The 15,938-nt window shown below is 68.0% G+C and carries 16 protein-coding genes; 12 read left to right on the top strand and 4 right to left on the bottom strand.

Annotated elements, in window-relative coordinates:
- Positions 1–62: 62 nt before the first annotated feature.
- A complete protein-coding gene (locus tag ACVWYS_RS12525; RefSeq protein ID WP_456507108.1) occupies positions 63–1,328 on the bottom strand; it encodes a ferritin-like domain-containing protein in 1,266 nt (421 codons plus the stop codon).
- 87 nt (positions 1,329–1,415) lie between these two features.
- Between ACVWYS_RS12525 and rimP the strand changes: the two genes are divergently transcribed.
- The 7 genes from rimP to ACVWYS_RS12490 all read left to right on the top strand — a co-directional run bounded on the left by rimP (position 1,416) and on the right by ACVWYS_RS12490 (position 8,465).
- Positions 1,416–2,033, top strand: a complete 618-nt coding sequence (gene rimP / locus ACVWYS_RS12520) for a ribosome maturation factor RimP (protein ID WP_116768785.1) — start codon at positions 1,416–1,418, stop codon at positions 2,031–2,033.
- Complete coding sequence (gene nusA / locus ACVWYS_RS12515) at positions 2,033–3,013, top strand: transcription termination factor NusA (RefSeq protein ID WP_091249742.1); 981 nt, start codon at positions 2,033–2,035, stop codon at positions 3,011–3,013. The genes rimP and nusA overlap by 1 nt, the downstream gene beginning before the upstream one ends.
- A 182-nt stretch (positions 3,014–3,195) precedes the next feature.
- Positions 3,196–3,624, top strand: coding sequence for a YlxR family protein (locus ACVWYS_RS12510; RefSeq protein ID WP_425547149.1), 429 nt, complete (start codon positions 3,196–3,198; stop codon positions 3,622–3,624).
- A gap of 152 nt (positions 3,625–3,776) precedes the next feature.
- Entirely contained in the window at positions 3,777–6,680 is a 2,904-nt protein-coding gene (gene infB, locus ACVWYS_RS12505; RefSeq protein WP_456507107.1) for a translation initiation factor IF-2, read from the top strand.
- A 239-nt stretch (positions 6,681–6,919) separates the two neighbouring features.
- Positions 6,920–7,429, top strand: coding sequence for a 30S ribosome-binding factor RbfA (gene rbfA / locus ACVWYS_RS12500; RefSeq protein WP_091249753.1), 510 nt, complete (start codon positions 6,920–6,922; stop codon positions 7,427–7,429).
- 200 nt (positions 7,430–7,629) lie between these two features.
- Entirely contained in the window at positions 7,630–8,052 is a 423-nt protein-coding gene (gene trxA, locus ACVWYS_RS12495) for a thioredoxin (protein WP_456509063.1), read from the top strand.
- Between the two features lie 65 nt (positions 8,053–8,117).
- Positions 8,118–8,465: a CU044_2847 family protein gene (locus ACVWYS_RS12490; RefSeq protein ID WP_116768803.1), complete on the top strand. Its 348-nt coding sequence runs from the start codon at positions 8,118–8,120 to the stop codon at positions 8,463–8,465.
- 31 nt (positions 8,466–8,496) lie between these two features.
- On the opposite strand, the gene ACVWYS_RS12485 is transcribed toward ACVWYS_RS12490, so the two are convergent.
- Together ACVWYS_RS12485 and ACVWYS_RS12480 are read right to left on the bottom strand one after the other, a co-directional pair.
- Positions 8,497–8,706 carry a hypothetical protein gene (locus ACVWYS_RS12485; RefSeq protein WP_091249763.1) on the bottom strand — a complete coding sequence of 70 codons (210 nt, stop codon included), beginning with the start codon at positions 8,704–8,706 and terminating at the stop codon, positions 8,497–8,499.
- A 91-nt stretch (positions 8,707–8,797) separates the two neighbouring features.
- On the bottom strand, positions 8,798–10,024 hold the full coding sequence (locus ACVWYS_RS12480) for a pyridoxal phosphate-dependent aminotransferase (RefSeq protein ID WP_456507106.1): 1,227 nt from the start codon (positions 10,022–10,024) through the stop codon (positions 8,798–8,800).
- Positions 10,025–10,132: 108 nt separating this feature from the next.
- Here ACVWYS_RS12480 and truB point away from each other — a divergent pair, with 108 nt between their 5' ends.
- The 3 genes from truB (at position 10,133) to ACVWYS_RS12465 (ending at position 11,968) form a co-directional block, all read left to right on the top strand.
- Complete coding sequence (gene truB / locus ACVWYS_RS12475) at positions 10,133–11,107, top strand: tRNA pseudouridine(55) synthase TruB (protein WP_456507105.1); 975 nt, start codon at positions 10,133–10,135, stop codon at positions 11,105–11,107.
- The gene (locus ACVWYS_RS12470) at positions 11,107–11,460 is read left to right on the top strand and encodes a hypothetical protein (RefSeq protein ID WP_456507104.1); all 354 of its coding nucleotides are present in this window, start codon (positions 11,107–11,109) and stop codon (positions 11,458–11,460) included. The genes truB and ACVWYS_RS12470 overlap by 1 nt, the downstream gene beginning before the upstream one ends.
- A gap of 73 nt (positions 11,461–11,533) precedes the next feature.
- Positions 11,534–11,968 carry a hypothetical protein gene (locus ACVWYS_RS12465; RefSeq protein WP_116768809.1) on the top strand — a complete coding sequence of 145 codons (435 nt, stop codon included), beginning with the start codon at positions 11,534–11,536 and terminating at the stop codon, positions 11,966–11,968.
- An 82-nt stretch (positions 11,969–12,050) separates the two neighbouring features.
- Here the strand turns inward: ACVWYS_RS12465 and ACVWYS_RS12460 are convergent, their stop codons facing one another.
- Complete coding sequence (locus ACVWYS_RS12460; RefSeq protein WP_116768807.1) at positions 12,051–12,605, bottom strand: NUDIX domain-containing protein; 555 nt, start codon at positions 12,603–12,605, stop codon at positions 12,051–12,053.
- 583 nt (positions 12,606–13,188) lie between these two features.
- Between ACVWYS_RS12460 and ACVWYS_RS12455 the strand changes: the two genes are divergently transcribed.
- Together ACVWYS_RS12455 and ACVWYS_RS12450 are read left to right on the top strand one after the other, a co-directional pair.
- On the top strand, positions 13,189–15,165 hold the full coding sequence (locus ACVWYS_RS12455) for a DUF222 domain-containing protein (protein WP_456507102.1): 1,977 nt from the start codon (positions 13,189–13,191) through the stop codon (positions 15,163–15,165).
- Positions 15,166–15,460: 295 nt separating this feature from the next.
- Entirely contained in the window at positions 15,461–15,844 is a 384-nt protein-coding gene (locus ACVWYS_RS12450; RefSeq protein WP_456507101.1) for a hypothetical protein, read from the top strand.
- The last annotated feature ends 94 nt before the right edge of the window (positions 15,845–15,938 follow it).

The raw sequence follows: 15,938 nt of genomic DNA, 5'->3' as shown, positions 1-15,938 counted from the left end.
GTGGGGCGGGCTGGCCAGTATCCCAAGGCTAAGCAAAATAAGCCGAGGCTTGCCTGCGGCGCTCAGTTTGCCGGCAATGACGGTAGCGACGCCGGGTCCAAGCCAGGCAGCGCGCCGGGATCCGCACCCCAGAGCACTGCGCGTTTCGCGGAGCCGAGCAGGGCTGCGAGGGCCCACTGCCGGGTCTCTCCGTCGCTTAGCGCAATAAGGTCCCCGTAGACCGGCAACGCGGCCGCTTCGACGTTGCCGAGGCCTGCGGCGGGAGAGCCCAGGAAGGACTGGTTCAGCGTGTAGCCCGCCTCGCGCGGCGGAACGGTGGAGCAGTGCAGCCGGGCCCGGGTTTCGGCGCCGCTGAGGAGCGCGTCGTGGCGCGCCAGTCCTTCGGCCGCAGATTTCGCAGCGTCCCCGTCCAGCCGGGGGAGGGCCACCTGATAGGCGTAGATGGCCTGAGCTTCGGTCCGTGCGACCGCCGCCAGGGCGGCTCCCACGGCCGCATCTGACCCGGGAGAACCGGCTACGCCGCGTGTGCCGCCCGCCCCGCCGTCGGGCGCGGCAGGGGTATCCGCAGCATCAGGAGACGCCTCCGGGGACTGGGCGCCCGCGGACTCGGACGGGCAGGTGCCAGACAGCTGCGGGGCAGCGTCGTCGGGCGGCGCCGGCGCCGCTGTACCGGTGCCGGCCGCGAGCTTGGATGCCTGCAGCAACTGTGCGGTCCCCACGGCGGCCAGCAGCCGCGCCATGCCGCCGTCGGCGCCGGCAGCGTCCGCGAGGCGCCGGCGGCCGCTGTCCGCAAGGGCGGTCACGAGCTCGGCGGCGGTCGCCGGCTGAGCCGCCGTGGGCGGTCCTGAAGTGGGCGTTCCGGCGGTCGGCGACTCGGTGGCGGAAGGCACCGGTGCGGCGGGGGAAGGCGTCGGACCGGGGGGCGTTGACGGGGCGGACACTGTGGGCGAGGCGCCAGACGCGCCCGCGGGGCTTTCCCCCGGCAAGAGGAGGGCCTCGGCCTGGGTTGTCAGCAACGTCACAGTCCGCTCGACGGCGGCATTTCCGGCACCCGCTGGGCGGTCTGCCGAACCGTCCGGGGACCCGGTCCCAAGCCGGCCGCCAGCCGCCAACAGCTGCAGGGTTTCGGTCAACGCGGCGGCGCGCGCCCGTTCGGAAAAGGGCGTCTCCATGGGTTCCGGCGGCCGGGCCGGCGTCAGAACCACCCCCAGGCTCACCACCACCAGGGCGAGGCAAGCCAGGAGCGCATAGCGGGGGAGCATCCGGGGAAAGTGGTCCTGCCATCGCTTTTCCCGGGTGTCGTCGTTCACAACAGACCATGTTGTCATGCCGGCCCGGAACTCCGTGCACCACACCGCCCGGAAAATCGCTAGGCTAGTACTCACAACATCATCTAGCGGGAGGCGGCCGGCATCATGACCAACGCAGAAGCCACGACTTCAACAGACCGGACCGGAACGGGGAAGGCTGAAGCCGCACCCGTTCACAATGTGGAGGCCGAGCGCCTGCATGCACTCCTGGAACCCGCAGTGCTGGCGAACAGATTGTATCTGGAGGACGTCTCCATCCACGTCGCCGGTGCCAACCGGGTGGTCCAGGTGGTGGTGGACCTGCCGCAGGAGGAGACCGGCGGCGTCGGACTCGACGTCATCGCCGAGATCTCCAAGACCCTTTCGGACACCCTGGACAACGACCCCAGCATGGACGCGCGTCCTTACGAGCTGGAAGTTTCGTCGCCCGGCGTCGGACGTCCCCTGACCGAAGAACGCCACTGGCACCGCGCCCGCGGACGAATGGTCAACGTCAATGTGATCCAGGGTGACAACGTCACCGGCAGGATCCAGTCCGTGGATGATGAAGGCGTCACCCTCGTCCCCGAGATTGCCGTCAAGAAGGGTATGAAACCCAAGCAGGGCGAGCCCGTCAAGCTTCCTTTCGACAGGATCCGCAGCGGAAAAGTCGAGATAGAGTTCAGCCACCTCGAAGAGGCCGGTCTGGAAAAAGTAAACAATGGACCTTCTGAGGAGGCCTAATGGATATTGACATGAGCGCGCTGAGACTCCTGGAGCGTGAGCGTGAAATCCCCCTGGATCTCCTGATTCCGACGATCGAGCAGGCCCTCCTGGTGGCCTACCACAAGACGCCGGGCGCCTTCGAGAAGGCCCGGGCCGAGCTGGACCGCAAGAGCGGCCACGTGACCATCTGGGCCACGGAGATCGACGACGACGGCGCCCCGATCGGCGAATTCGAGGACACCCCGGCGGGCTTCGGACGCATCGCGGCCAGCACGGCACGCCAGATCATCCTGCAGCGCCTCCGGGATGCTGAGGACGACAACGTGCTGGGCCAGTTCAAGGGCCGTGAAGGGGAGCTCGTAGCCGGCACCATCCAGCAGGGCAACAACCCGCACATGATTCAGGTGAACCTGGGCACGGTAGAGGCGCTGCTGCCCCCGCCCGAGCAGGTTCCCGGCGAGAAGTACATCCACGGCAACCGGCTGCGTGCCTTCGTGATCGACGTCCACCGCGGCACCAAGGGCCCGTCCATCACGCTGTCCCGCTCGCACCCCGGGCTTGTCCGGAAGCTCTTCGAACTCGAAGTTCCCGAGATCGCGGACCGTTCCGTCGAGATCGTGGCGCTCGCCCGCGAAGCCGGCCACCGCACCAAGATCGCGGTCAAGGCAAACATCCCCGGCGTGAATGCCAAGGGTGCCTGCATCGGCGAAATGGGGTCTCGTGTCCGGGCCGTCATGACCGAGCTCAACGACGAAAAGATCGACATCGTGGACTACAGCGACGACCCGGCGACCTTTATCGCCAGCGCCCTGTCGCCGTCGCGCGTGAATTCGGTCACCATCACCGATGAGGCGACCCGTTCCGCGCGGGTGGTTGTTCCCGACTACCAGCTTTCCCTGGCCATCGGCAAAGAGGGCCAGAACGCCCGTCTTGCCGCCAAGCTCACGGGCTGGCGGATCGACATCGTCTCCGACGCCGCCGTCAACAGCAGTAAATAGCGTCCAGGCGCACGCGCGCGCCCGGGCACGACGACAGACAGCGGGCCGCCGTCGCGGCCCGCTGTCTGTGTGTTGCCTCACGGGCCTACTCTGGTTTCGTCACTACCGGCACGCCCGGGTTCCGGACCCGGGCGCCGGAGGGGCTAGAATAGACATGACCGCGCCTCACGGCCGGTATCCGTGTGTCTTTGGCGCGTCCGGGTTTTTCCGGATTCCCTGAGGACGCAGATTTTCACCAAACAGATGTACTGGCAGGAAGATACTCGAACGTGGCACATGTGCAACACCTCGGGAATCAGCCGCAGCGCACCTGCATCGGATGCCGACAAAAGGGATCGCGGTCGGAGTTACTCCGGCTCGTCGCCGGCGCCGGCGGTTCGTCCGCCGTCGTGGTGGATGAACGACGCCGGATGGCTGGCCGGGGAGCATGGCTGCACCCCAGCGAGAAGTGCCTGGCACTGGCGGTGAAACGTCGAGCATTCGGCCGCGCCCTCAACGGCGCAGCCGGTACTGCCGACGTCGAACGCCGGATCACTGCCGGCACGCAAGCCGTGGGCACTACGGTGACCGCAGCAACAACCGTCCAACCTGAAAGCGGGTCAGAAAACTGATGGAAACCCGATGAGTTCCCAGCGATGAGCGCGCAACGATGACAACTTTGTTGCGCTCTGCAATGGGCCTTTCAGCTGCATTCGCGGCGGAGGCCCGCAGTAAGAAGTAGACGGTTCGTGCCTGGCTCGGTGCGGACCGAGACAGGAGAAATGTGGCCAAGGTCCGCGTACATGAGCTTGCTAAAGAGCTCGGTATTACTTCCAAAGATGCAGTAACCAAACTGCAGGAACTGGGCGAATTCGTTCGCTCCGCCTCGTCAACTATCGAGGCTCCCGTTGTGCGGAAACTGCGCAACGCTTACCCCGACGCCCCCGCAGCCTCGAAGTCCGAAGCTCCGGCGTCCGCCCCCCAGGCAACTGCCGCCCCGGCAGCGACCCGCCCGGCGCCTGCGCCCGGCCCCGCTGCGCCCAAGGCTGCAGAACCCAAGGCTGAAGCTCCGGCTCCGGCCGCTGCGGCACCTGCCACCGCGCCCGCCGCTCCGGTTGCCCCCGCCGCCCAGGCGCCGGCAGCCCCCGTTGCCCAGGCCCCGGCTGCTCCCTCGACGGGCGTCAAGCCCGGTGCGCGTCCGGCCCCCAAGGCTGAAACTCCGGCTGCTCCGGCACGCCAGGGTGGTTCCGCACCGCGTCCGGGCGGTCCCCGTCCCGGCAACAACCCCTTCGCCACGTCCCAGGGCATGCCCCGAGGCCGCGGCGGCGATAGCGAACGTCCCTCGCGTCCGGGCAACAACCCGTTCGCCCCGTCCCAGGGCATGCCGCGTCCAGGCGGAAGCCGCACCGAGGGCGAACGCCCCGGCGGCCCGCGCCCCGCAGCAGGTGCTGGCGGCCCCCGTCCGGGTGGTCCCCGTCCGGCAGCCGGCGCAGGCGGCCCCCGCCCCGGCGCCCCGCGTCCGGCTGGCGCTCCCGGCGCTGGTCGTCCGGCAGGAGCCGGCGGAAACCGTCCGACTCCGGGCATGATGCCTAACCGCACCGAACGTCCCGCACCCGCAGGTGCAGGCCGTCCCGGTGGCGGCGGCCGTGGTCCGGGCCGTCCGGGTGGCGCTCCGGGTACCGGTGCTCCCGGTGCCGGTGGCGGCGCTCCGGCCGGTGGTGGCTTTGGTAAGGGCGGTCGCGGTCGCGGCGGCACCCAGGGCGCCTTCGGTAAGGGCGGCGCAGGCCGTGGCAAGCAGCGCAAGTCGAAGCGTGCCAAGCGTCAGGAACTGGAGCAGATGAGTGCTCCGTCGCTGGGCGGCGTAAGCGTGCCCCGCGGCGACGGCAACACCGTAGTCCGGCTCCGCCGTGGCTCGTCCATCACGGACTTTGCCGACAAGATCGAGGCAAACCCCGCAGCACTGGTGACCGTTCTGTTCCACCTCGGCGAAATGGCCACGGCCACGCAGTCGCTGGATGAAGAGACGTTTGCCCTGCTGGGTGAGGAACTTGGCTACAAGCTGCAGGTTGTTTCGCCGGAGGACGAGGAGCGCGAGCTGCTCTCCACCTTCGACATCGACTTCGAAGCCGAGCTCGAAGCCGAAGGCGACGAAGACCTCGAGGCACGTCCTCCGGTCGTCACCGTCATGGGTCACGTTGACCACGGTAAGACCCGACTGCTCGATGCCATCCGCAAGTCCGACGTCATGGCGGGCGAGCACGGCGGCATCACGCAGCACATCGGTGCTTACCAGGTCACGCACAACCACGAAGGCCTCGATCGCAAGATCACCTTCATCGATACTCCGGGCCACGAGGCGTTCACCGCCATGCGTGCCCGTGGTGCGAAGGTCACCGACATCGCCATCCTGGTGGTCGCAGCGGACGACGGCGTTATGCCCCAGACCGTTGAAGCCCTCAACCACGCCCAGGCGGCCAACGTGCCGATCGTCGTGGCCGTGAACAAGATCGACAAGGAAGGCGCCAACCCGGACAAGGTCCGCGGCCAGCTGACTGAGTACGGCCTGGTTCCGGAAGAATACGGTGGCGACACCATGTTCGTTGAGGTCTCTGCCCGCCAGAACCTCAACATCGACGAGCTCCTCGGCGCCGTCCTGCTCACCGCAGACGCTGCCCTGGACATGCGCGCCAACCCGAACAAGGACGCCCGCGGTATCGCGATCGAAGCCAACCTGGACAAGGGCCGCGGTTCCGTGGCCACCGTCCTGGTTCAGTCCGGTACCCTGCACGTCGGCGACACCATCGTGGCAGGCACGGCCCACGGCCGCGTCCGTGCGATGTTCGACGACGACGGCAGCGCCCTGACCGAGGCCGGCCCGTCCCGCCCCGTGCAGGTGCTGGGTCTGTCCAACGTCCCACGTGCCGGTGACACCTTCTTCGTGACCGCTGACGAGCGCACCGCCCGCCAGATCGCCGAGAAGCGTGAAGCCGCTGACCGCAACGCCGCCCTGGCCAAGCGCCGCAAGCGCATCAGCCTGGAAGACTTCGACCAGGCCGTCGCCGAAGGCAAGATCGACACCCTCAACCTCATCCTCAAGGGTGACGTGTCCGGTGCCGTGGAAGCCCTCGAAGACGCGCTGCTCAAGATCGACGTCGGCGAGGGTGTCCAGCTCCGCGTCATCCACCGCGGTGTTGGTGCGATCACGCAGAACGACGTCAACCTGGCAACGGTCGACAGCGCCGTCATCATCGGCTTCAACGTCAAGCCCGCCGAGCGTGTTGCCGAACTGGCAGACCGCGAAGGCGTGGACATGCGCTTCTACTCCGTCATCTACGCAGCAATCGATGACATTGAGGCAGCCCTCAAGGGCATGCTCAAGCCGGAGTACGAAGAGGTCCAGCTTGGCACCGCCGAGGTTCGCGAAGTGTTCCGTTCTTCCAAGTTCGGCAACATTGCAGGCTCGATCGTCCGCTCCGGTGTTATCCGGCGCAACGCCAAGGCCCGTATCACCCGCGACGGCAAGATCATCGGCGACAACCTCACCGTTGAGACGCTCAAGCGCTTCAAGGACGACGCCACCGAGGTCCGCACGGACTTCGAGTGTGGTATCGGTCTTGGCTCGTACAACGACATCAACGAAGGTGACATCATCGAGACCTTCGAGATGCGCGAAAAGCCGCGCGTCTAGGTTGGTTTAGCAGTTATGGCGGGGAGCCTCCGAGTTTTGGGGGCGCCCCGCCCCTACGCTGGGCGGCACTGGATCTGCGATCCTGTGCCGCCCAGCTCCGGTAGGCCCGATGCCACTCCCGGGCGCCCCCAAAACTCTCCGGCATCGTCATAGACTCACCATAGGCGCGTGGCAGCAAAGGCAATTCAAAAGGCCAAACCGCAGCCCCGCCGTCGTACATCCAAATTTTAGGAGTGGAAATGGCTGATCCCGCACGGGCTGCCAAGTTGGCGCAGCGGATTAAGGTTGTCGTTGCTGAGGCCCTGGGCCGGCGGGTGAAGGATCCTCGCCTTGAGGGCGTCACCGTGACCGATTCGCGGGTGACCAACGACCTGCAGCACGCCACCGTCTACTACACGGTGTTCGGTGACGAAGTGGCCCAGGCTGATGCTGCCAAGGGGCTCGAGAAGGCCAAGGGCGTGCTGCGTCAGGAAGTCGGCCGGAACATCACCGTGCGGCTGACCCCGACCCTCGAATTCGTGGCGGACCAGATTCCGGTCAACGCCTCGAACCTGGAGGAACTGCTCCGGGCGGCGAAGAAGCGCGACGCCGAGGTGGCGGCGCTGGCCGAAGGCGCCAAGCACGCCGGGGACGCTGATCCTTACAAGTCCGACACCCCGGAGGACGTAGAGCTGGATGAGGACGACTTCGATGAAGAGGACCTGGATCTGATCGACAAAGACCAGATCGACGAGGACCGCAACAAGTAGTACCGCCCTCAACAGCTGTGGCCGGACCCCGCCAAGGGTCCGGCCACAGCTGTTTCCGGTGGCGTTCCGGTTTCCTGGTTCCGGCTGCGGGGGCCGGCCGCGGGACCTTTGACTCTACGCCCGTTCAGGGGCGGGGAGTCCCATGGAATCATGACTGCGGGTATGCGGGAAGGCGACGGCGCGTCGTGGAATCCAGCCTGATGAAGTGCCCGCACTGCGGGAAAACCAACCGGATTCCTGCTGTGGCTGCCGGGCATCCGCGTTGCGGCAACTGCCGCCGGGACCTTCCGTGGATTGTCGCGGCGGGCGACGCCGACTTCCCCCTGGTCGCGGAGAAGTCCTCCGTGCCGGCTCTCGTCGACTTCTGGGCGGCCTGGTGCGGGCCGTGCCGCATGGTCAGCCCGGTGCTGGACAAGCTGGCGATGGAACGGGCCGGGGAGTTCAAGCTCGTGAAGGTCGACGTCGACACCTCTCCGGGGCTGTCCAAGCGGTTCGATATCCAAGCGATTCCAACGTTGCTTGTCATCAAGAACGGCGCGGTGGCAGCCCGCCAGGCCGGAGCGCCGCCGGCCGCGGCCCTCCGCAGCTGGCTCGACGCCGCGCTGTCCGCAGCCCCGAGGTGATCGTCCGGCCCGCATTACCCGGCCGCGTTGTACAGCCCGCACAGCGCGTTGATATGGAGGAAGAAATGACCGAGATCCTGCGTTACGAAGTCGGGTCGGGGACAGTGCTGGTGGAGGTCGAGGACAACAGCTTCGGCGTTGAGCGGCCTTCCCGCAACGAGCAGGGGATCCTCGACGCCGGTCGGCGCCTCGAGGACGCACTCTCGGCAGTCCGGCCGGCGGCCAACGCTGCCGCCGAGGTGATGAAGGAACTTGGTCCGGAACACCTGGAACTCCAGTTCGGCGTGAAGCTGGCGGGCGAGGCCGGAGCCATCATCGCCAAGAATTCCGCCGAAGCGCACTTCGTTATCCGGATGTCCTTCACCAAGGCTCCGGTGGCGGCTTTAGCGCCGGAGGAAGAGATCATGCTCTGATTCCCCGTCGGTGGGCCGCGGGCGGCGCCGGCTAGCGTCGCCGGGAACGCCCCCGGGCTCCCAGGCCGCCGCCCAGCACGGGAGATCCCATGCCCAGGAGGTAACCGAAGTCGTACCAGTTCCCCGCGCGGGCGGAGTTGTAGAAGGGGAACTCATTCCAAAACCCGAAGACATGGGCGATCAGGACGATCCATGCCGTCAGCCCGTTCCAGAAACCCCACAGCAGGTCTTGCCACCACACGATGTACTCCCTTGGCCGGAATCCACAGCGCCCGGACGAACCAGGACAACCCGAAACAAAGTCGGCCGCGCGGGCTCGGGGCGCCGTGTGCTCAGGCTATGGCGCCGGCAGTTCCGGCGATAGGGTCTGTGGACCCGGCAGCTCCGCCGGATGGGCCGGTTGCGGCCCCGCGTGCGGGGAGGCGTCCGAGGCCCTCCACGAGGTCGGCCTGGCTGCCGCAGAGGGCAATGCGGATCCAGCCCTCGCCGATCGAACCAAACGCCGTGCCGGGGGCGAAGGCCACACCGTGGTCCGCCAGGAAGCGGCGCGTCCACGCCCGGACGTCCCCGCCGCTGACGTGGGACACATCCGCCCACAGATAGAATGCGCCCTGGGCCGTGAGGTACGGGATTCCATGGGAGTGCAGCACCGCCGAGGCCGCATCGCGGTTGGCCCGGTAGTGGGCGCGCGCGTGGCTGACATAGTCCTGGGGACCGGTCAGCGCCGCCAGCGCGGCGTACTGCGACGGCGACGCCACGCAGGACACGATCGCCTCCATGACATTGTTCATCTTCTGCTCGAGCCCCGGCGGGCAGATCAGCGCGCCGATGCGGAGCCCCGTCAGCCCATAGGTTTTGGACAGCGTGAGCGAGGTGAACACCCGCGCTTCTCCCGGGACCTCACTGTCGAACCTGGCCGGACTGACGTGCGCAACATCGTACGTGAACGCCTCGTAGCATTCGTCCGAGATGATCCACAGATCGTGCCGCCTTGCCAGCTCCACGAGGCGGCGCGTCAGGTCCTCGCCCAGGACAGCGCCGAGGGGGTTGGACGGGGAATTTAGGATCAGCACTCTAGTCCGCGGCGTGATGAGGGCCTCGATGTCCTCGATCCGCGGCTGGAAGTCGTGCTCCGGGTAGAGCGGATACCGGACGGGGACGGCGTGCAGGAGGCAGCTGGTCATCACGAAGGTCGGATAGCCAGGGTTGGGAATGAGGATCTCGTCGCCGGGGGAGAGCAGCAGGCTCATGGCAAAGTGCAGGCCCTGCTGGGCGCCGTCGACCACGTACACGCGGTCCGCGCCGACCGGCGTCGCGTTGTGTTCGCGGAACCGCGCGGCGAAGGCCTCGCGCAGGGCCGGGATCCCGGCGTTGGGCGTGTAGTTGGTCTCGTCCCGCTCGAGGCATGCCATTCCGGCTTCGAGGACGTGGCGGGGGACGGCGAAACCTGGCTCGCCGATACTCAACACGATCGCACCGGGCGTTCCCCAGGCGGCTTCGGTGATCTCCCGAATCTGGTTGATCGGGACCTCGCGGACATGTGCGGCAAGCTCGGGCATGTCTGCCATCCTAACGGGCGGCCTTCGCGATGGGTGCTTAGGCCGGGCGCCGGTCCGCGGCCGGTCCGTGGGCGGTGGGGCACCGCTGGCCCGCATATACTGGGAGGCGTGCTTTCTGGACTGGTGATAGTGGACAAGCCGCAAGGCTGGACCAGCCACGATGTGGTTGGACGGATGCGGCGTATCGCCGGTACCCGGAAGGTCGGCCACGCCGGGACACTGGATCCGATGGCCACCGGCGTTCTTGTGGTCGGCATCAACAAGGCCACCCGGCTGCTGACCTACATCGTGGGCACGTCCAAGACTTACACCGCCACCATCAGGCTGGGCGAATCCACCGTGACGGACGACGCCGAAGGTGAAGTCACTGCCACCCGCACCACCACCGGGATCACCGAAGACGCCATCCGCGCCGGCGTCGCCGCACTGACCGGAGAGATCCAACAGGTTCCCAGCAGCGTCAGCGCCATCAAGGTCAACGGCGAACGCGCCTACGCGCGAGTCCGTTCTGGTGAAGAGGTCAAGCTGGCAGCCCGGCCCGTGACGATCCACCGCTTTGAGGTCCACGAGATCCGCCGCGTGGGCGCGGGGGACGCGGGCGAGGCTGCCGGTGAGGCGGTGGATGTGGACGTCACGGTGGAGTGCTCCTCCGGAACCTACATCCGCGCCCTGGCCCGCGATCTCGGAGAAGCTCTCAGCGTTGGGGGTCACCTGACAGCACTCCGCCGGACCCAAGTGGGTCCCTACACGCTTGACCAGGCGCACACGCTCGAAGAACTGGCGGAGAAGCTGGACGTCCTGGAGATGTCGGACGCGGCCCGCGCGCTCATGCCGAACCGTGAACTCAGCGAGGCCGAAACCACCGAGATTTCCTTCGGACGCAGGATCGCCGCCGGAACCGCTGCCGGCACACCGGACGCGGCGACCGCCGACAAACCGGCAGCGGCGTTCGCGCCCGACGGAACACTCGTGGCCCTCCTGGCCGACGCCGGAAGCTACGCGAAGCCGGTGCTGGTGTTCGCCCCGGACAATGAAAAGCACGGCAACGCCAAACAGGGCAACGGCAAGCAGGCCGGCCAGTAGTGGACGCGTATTTTTACATCATCCTGGTGGTAGGCCTGCTGTCGACCATCATCTGCGTGACCGCAGGCCTCCTGAAAAAGGCGCCCAACGACACCACGATCCTGTCGGTGGCCGCCGTCGAGCTTTCCCTCCTGGTCTATCTGGTCGGGTCGATTGTCCGGGTGGCCAGCGGGGAGCGGATCGCGGGGGAGCCGTGGGAGTTCTGGGGCTATATGGCGACGGCGCTGCTCCTCCCGATCGGTGCCGCGTACTGGGCCATTCTGGAGCGGACCCGCTGGAGCAACTTCGTGCTGGCCGCCGTCGGCGTAACCGCCGTGGTGATGGCGGCCCGCATGAACCAGATCTGGTACTGACATGGAAGAGGCAGAAAACGTGAGTGCAAAATCCTCGCAGGACGGAACCGGCACCCCGGAGGTGTCCTCCCGGATGACCGGGCAGGCGGACGCTGCACCGGCGTCGACCGATACCCGCAACACCGGGCCCGGCCGCCTGCTGATTGCCGTCTACGCCGTCTTCGCCATATCTGCAACGGCCCGGGCCGGCTACCAGATTCTGACGAAGTTCTCCGAGGCGCCTCTGGCGTACCTGTTGTCCGCATTCGCCGCGGTGGTCTACGTTGTGGCGACGGTGTCCCTCGCGAGGCCGGGCCGCACCGCCTTCAAAGTCTCCGTGGTCGCGGTTCTGGTGGAACTCGTCGGCGTCTTGGTAGTGGGGGCACTGAGCGTGTTCGACTCGGTGAACTTCCCGCACGAGACAGTCTGGTCCTTGTTCGGACGCGGCTACGGGTTTATTCCGCTCCTGCTGCCGATCTTGGGGCTCATCTGGCTGTACCGGCGGCGGCCTGCTGCTCGGAAGGCTTAGAGCGGGCCGCGTCCCGGGCGGATTGGGCCGGCCGCGGTTTTCCGGCGTGGCACGTTACGCGTTGACGAGCGTGGACCGTACGTTACGCCCGGAGGGTGATGCGTGGATCCTCCGCGAGCCGGCTCCGTAGCCCGGGCCAGGCCGCCGCAAAGCCCGGGTGCAGTTCCTTGCCGGCGACGGCGTCAATCCCCACCCATTGCAGTTCGAGGCTTTCCGGGTCACTGATCTTGGCCTCGAAGGGCTGCAGCGCTTCGGCAACGACCGTGGTGTACGTCCAATAACCGACGTCGAACACCGACGTGAAGAGGACGCGGACGTTCTCCGGGGGCACGGCCGCTTCTTCCTGAGCTTCCCGTAAGGCCCCGTGGATGGCCTCTTCCCCTTGGTGCAGCGCGCCGCCGGGGAGTCCCCAAGTGCCGCCCTGATCGCTCCAAAGGGCGCGGTGCTGGAGCAGGACGCCCTTGGCGGGGTCGTGGACCAGGAGCCCGGCGGAACCGAACCGTCCCCAGAACCGGCCGCGGTCGCCCTCCACCCAGGCATCACCCGGATCGCGGGGACCCAAGGGGCGGCGAGGCTCGCCCGATACGGGCCCTACGAATGGTGAATCCCCGGGTTGGGGTACGACTGTGCTGTCCATTCCTACAGCTTGCCACGTGCCGCTTCGTAGGACCGCGGGAAGCGTACGCAGTGTTACGGGATGTTGGTAAGGGTGGCTGGGTTCCGCTGCTGGTTCGGGCGGCTGGGTGCTGCTGGGTGAGTGCTGAGGGTGGGTGCTGGGGGTGGGTGCTGGGCCCAGGGCTCAGGTGGGAATTCACTGACACGGGCGTGGGGATCGTGGATCTCAGCCCGCAGTTCAGCCCTTGTCCTGAGGATCTCGCACCGAAGGCGTTGGCCCGAAAACCTCCAGCAAACCTTGCGGTAACCGCTGGCCAAGTCCTTGTTGAACCCCTCGACCAAGCCCCGTAGACAAATCCCTTGGAGGGCGTCACAAGACGCGGCAGCAAGTCAGTCAATACTGTCGGACCCCTCTGGGATCGTTGAGACATGGAAGGCGTTGGAGCGTTCATCCCGGAGTTGGCCCCGTGGGCCGGCCCGGCGATGTCCTCGCGGCTTCCCCGTCTGGCCGGCGTTGGTAGCCGGGGCGGCAGCCGGATGCGGCGCCACGTCGGTGCGGAACCGGTTCGGTCTTTTTTGTCGGACCCCTCTGGGATCGTTGAGACATGAAAGCCGTTGGAGCGTTCATCCCGGAGCTGGCCCCGTGGGCCGGCCCGGTCACGTCCTCGCGGCGTTCCCGCCCGGCCGCCGCGGCCGGGGAGTCTGAAGCATCACACGTCGGTGGCGCAGACCATGCCGGGAACGGTACTTTGGGCCGCGCCGCGACTGCTGCCGCCAACGGCGCTGCGGGCCATGGTGGCGGCGGCGCGGTGGAATCGGCGCTGGCGTTGCTGCGATCCTTGGGCCCGGCGGCCGCCGAGGCGGCCCGGTTCTCCCTGGTCGAAGCCGCGGACTTCGCCGGCCGCGTGGAGGAACTCTCCCGGACGGTCGAATACTTCCAACTCATCGCCGCCGCCGCGGTGGACCGGACCCGCAAACAAACAGCCTGGACCCGGCCGGCGCCGGCGGGCCGGGCCGCCGAAACGGCGGCGCCGGCGGGCTGGCTCACCGGCTGGACACAAAACACCCCCGCCGGAACCGGCGGCGGGACCGACATAGGATTCGACGGCGGATCTGAGGCCGGCGCCGGGGCCGGATCTGAGGTGGGGACGCACGGCTGGACGGCATTTGACCGTAGCGGCGGGCCGGCCGGCGTGCGCGCCGCGGCCGACGACGGCTACAAGAATGCCACCGAGTTCCTGCGGGCACGGCTGCGGATCAGCGCCCCCGAAGCCCGGCGCCGGCTCACCCAGGCCGCGGACCTGCTGCCCCGCCAGGGACTCACCGGAGCACCGGTGCCGGCCGTGCACGAGGAACTCGGCGCCGCCGTCGCCGCCGGGCAGATCGCGTCCCGGACCGCGACCATCATCACCACCGCACTGGACCGGGTCCGGCACCTGTGCCCGCCCGGGACCACCGCCGCGATGGAACACGCCCTGACCCTGACCGCGATCGAGAACGACCCCGATTTCCTGACCCGGATCGCCCGGCGCTGGACCGACGCCCTGGACCAGGACGGCGCCGAACCTACCGAGGAAGCCCTCCGCCGGCTCCAGGGCGCCTTCATCCGCAAACCCCGGCACGGCCTGCACCACCTGGAAATCTTCGCCACCACCGACCAGTTCGAACACCTCATCACCGCCATGAACACCGCCACCAACCCCCGCACCAGCGCAGCAGCCGATCCCGGCCCGGACGCAACAGCCGACCCCGGCACCGGCGACGGCGCGGCCACCGACGCGGCGACGGACGTCTCCTCTGCCGGACGAGCCGGCGGGGTTTGCGTGGAAACGGACGACGCGGTCACTGACGTGGCCGCGGCCGGCGGGATCCGTGACGGTAGCGGACACGCCGCCGGAGCGGCCGCCCGGTCTGACGCGGCCGTAAGCACCACGGCCGGTGCGGCCGACGTCCTGGACCGCCGCTCGCGGCCGCAACGACTGCTCGACGGCCTGGTCGGCGCCTGCGACGCCGCCCTCGCCGCCGGGGCCCTGCCCGCCGCCGGCGGACTCCGGCCCCAGGTCATGGCCACCATCGACTACCGGGACCTCCTCGGCCGCCTCGACCGCACCGGCACCCCCAACGACCCCGCCGCCACGCCCGGCCCGGGCACGGGAACGCTGATGTTCACCGGACCCGTCACCGCCTCCACCATCCGCAAGATCGCCTGCGACGCCGACATCATCCCCGTCCTGCTCGGCGGAGAAGGCCGGATCCTGGACATCGGACGCACCGCACGGATCTTCCCGCCCCACATCCGCAAAGCCCTCACCGCCCGGGACCAGGGCTGCGCCTTCCCGCAATGCACCATCCCCGCACCCTGGTGCGAAGCCCACCACATCACCTACTGGTCCCGCGGCGGGTCCACAAGCACGGACAACGGCACCCTCCTGTGCTCCCACCACCACCATCTGATCCACAAGGAACAATGGACCATCCAGATGCGCAGCGGCATCCCCTGGTTCATCCCGCCACCCCACGTCGACCCCCGCCAAACACCCCGCCGCAACAAATACTTCCGCCCCGATATGCCCCGGCAGTGATTGCGTCACGCGAGCGAGTCACCCTGTGCCGGGACGATTCAAAGCGGAGCGGGCGGGACTAGAACGCCGGGCGGGACCTGGGACGCCGGCCGGGACCTGGGGGCCAGCTGGGACCTGGCGCCCGGGCGGGAGACCGGACAGGAGTCCGGAGGCCAAACGTCGGCCCGAGGGAGTTCCCGGCGCGTTATCGTATTCAGGCGGCCCAGGGCATTGGAAACGTGGCTGGCAGAAGAAACCGCGGCCCGGGCCGAAAGCCTCTGAGCCACATCGGCCGATAAGTGTCTAGGGTGGAGGCATGGACCAACGCCGTCTGCTGCTGCGGGCAGTGAAGTCGTTCCACACCATCGCCTGGTTCACGATCGAGGCATGCATGGCCTACGTCCTCTATACGGGTATCAGGGGCCGCACCGACCGGAAAGCGGGCGCTGCCGCCGTCGTGGTCGCGGTAGAGACGCTGATCTTCGCCGCGAACGGCTTCCACTGTCCGCTGACCGCCGTCGCGCGGGACCTCGGCGACGGCAAAGGCTCGGTCACGGATATCTACCTGCCGCATTGGTTCGCGCGAAACCTGCCCGGGATCCACGTCCCGCTCATCCTCGCCGCCGCACTGCTGCACTGGCGGAACTGGCGCATCCACGCGGTCCGGGACAGCCAGCGCAGGCTCCTGCTGGGGCGTTAGGCCCCACGCGCGCTGACGCCGTCGCCACGCCGCCTTTGAATCGGCTTCCCGCCGAACGGCGCACCGGCCGTGCCCGCGAGGCTGCCCCGGAAGC

This window comes from Arthrobacter sp. TE12231 (genome assembly GCF_054062895.1).
Note: the sequence above shows the minus strand (reverse complement) of the source record. Positions and strands in the feature narration are given on the sequence as shown.

Bases quoted from the DNA above. Each gene is read 5' to 3' on its own strand.
- ACVWYS_RS12525 (WP_456507108.1), bottom strand. From the start codon at position 1,328: ATGACAACATGGTCTGTTGTGAACGACGACACCCGGGAAAAGCGATGG.
- rimP (WP_116768785.1), top strand. From the start codon at position 1,416: ATGACCAACGCAGAAGCCACGACTTCAACAGACCGGACCGGAACGGGG.
- nusA (WP_091249742.1), top strand. From the start codon at position 2,033: ATGGATATTGACATGAGCGCGCTGAGACTCCTGGAGCGTGAGCGTGAA.
- rbfA (WP_091249753.1), top strand. From the start codon at position 6,920: ATGGCTGATCCCGCACGGGCTGCCAAGTTGGCGCAGCGGATTAAGGTT.
- trxA (WP_456509063.1), top strand. From the start codon at position 7,630: ATGAAGTGCCCGCACTGCGGGAAAACCAACCGGATTCCTGCTGTGGCT.
- ACVWYS_RS12490 (WP_116768803.1), top strand. From the start codon at position 8,118: ATGACCGAGATCCTGCGTTACGAAGTCGGGTCGGGGACAGTGCTGGTG.
- ACVWYS_RS12480 (WP_456507106.1), bottom strand. From the start codon at position 10,024: ATGCCCGAGCTTGCCGCACATGTCCGCGAGGTCCCGATCAACCAGATT.
- ACVWYS_RS12465 (WP_116768809.1), top strand. From the start codon at position 11,534: ATGACCGGGCAGGCGGACGCTGCACCGGCGTCGACCGATACCCGCAAC.
- ACVWYS_RS12460 (WP_116768807.1), bottom strand. From the start codon at position 12,605: ATGGACAGCACAGTCGTACCCCAACCCGGGGATTCACCATTCGTAGGG.
- ACVWYS_RS12455 (WP_456507102.1), top strand. From the start codon at position 13,189: ATGAAAGCCGTTGGAGCGTTCATCCCGGAGCTGGCCCCGTGGGCCGGC.
- ACVWYS_RS12450 (WP_456507101.1), top strand. From the start codon at position 15,461: ATGGACCAACGCCGTCTGCTGCTGCGGGCAGTGAAGTCGTTCCACACC.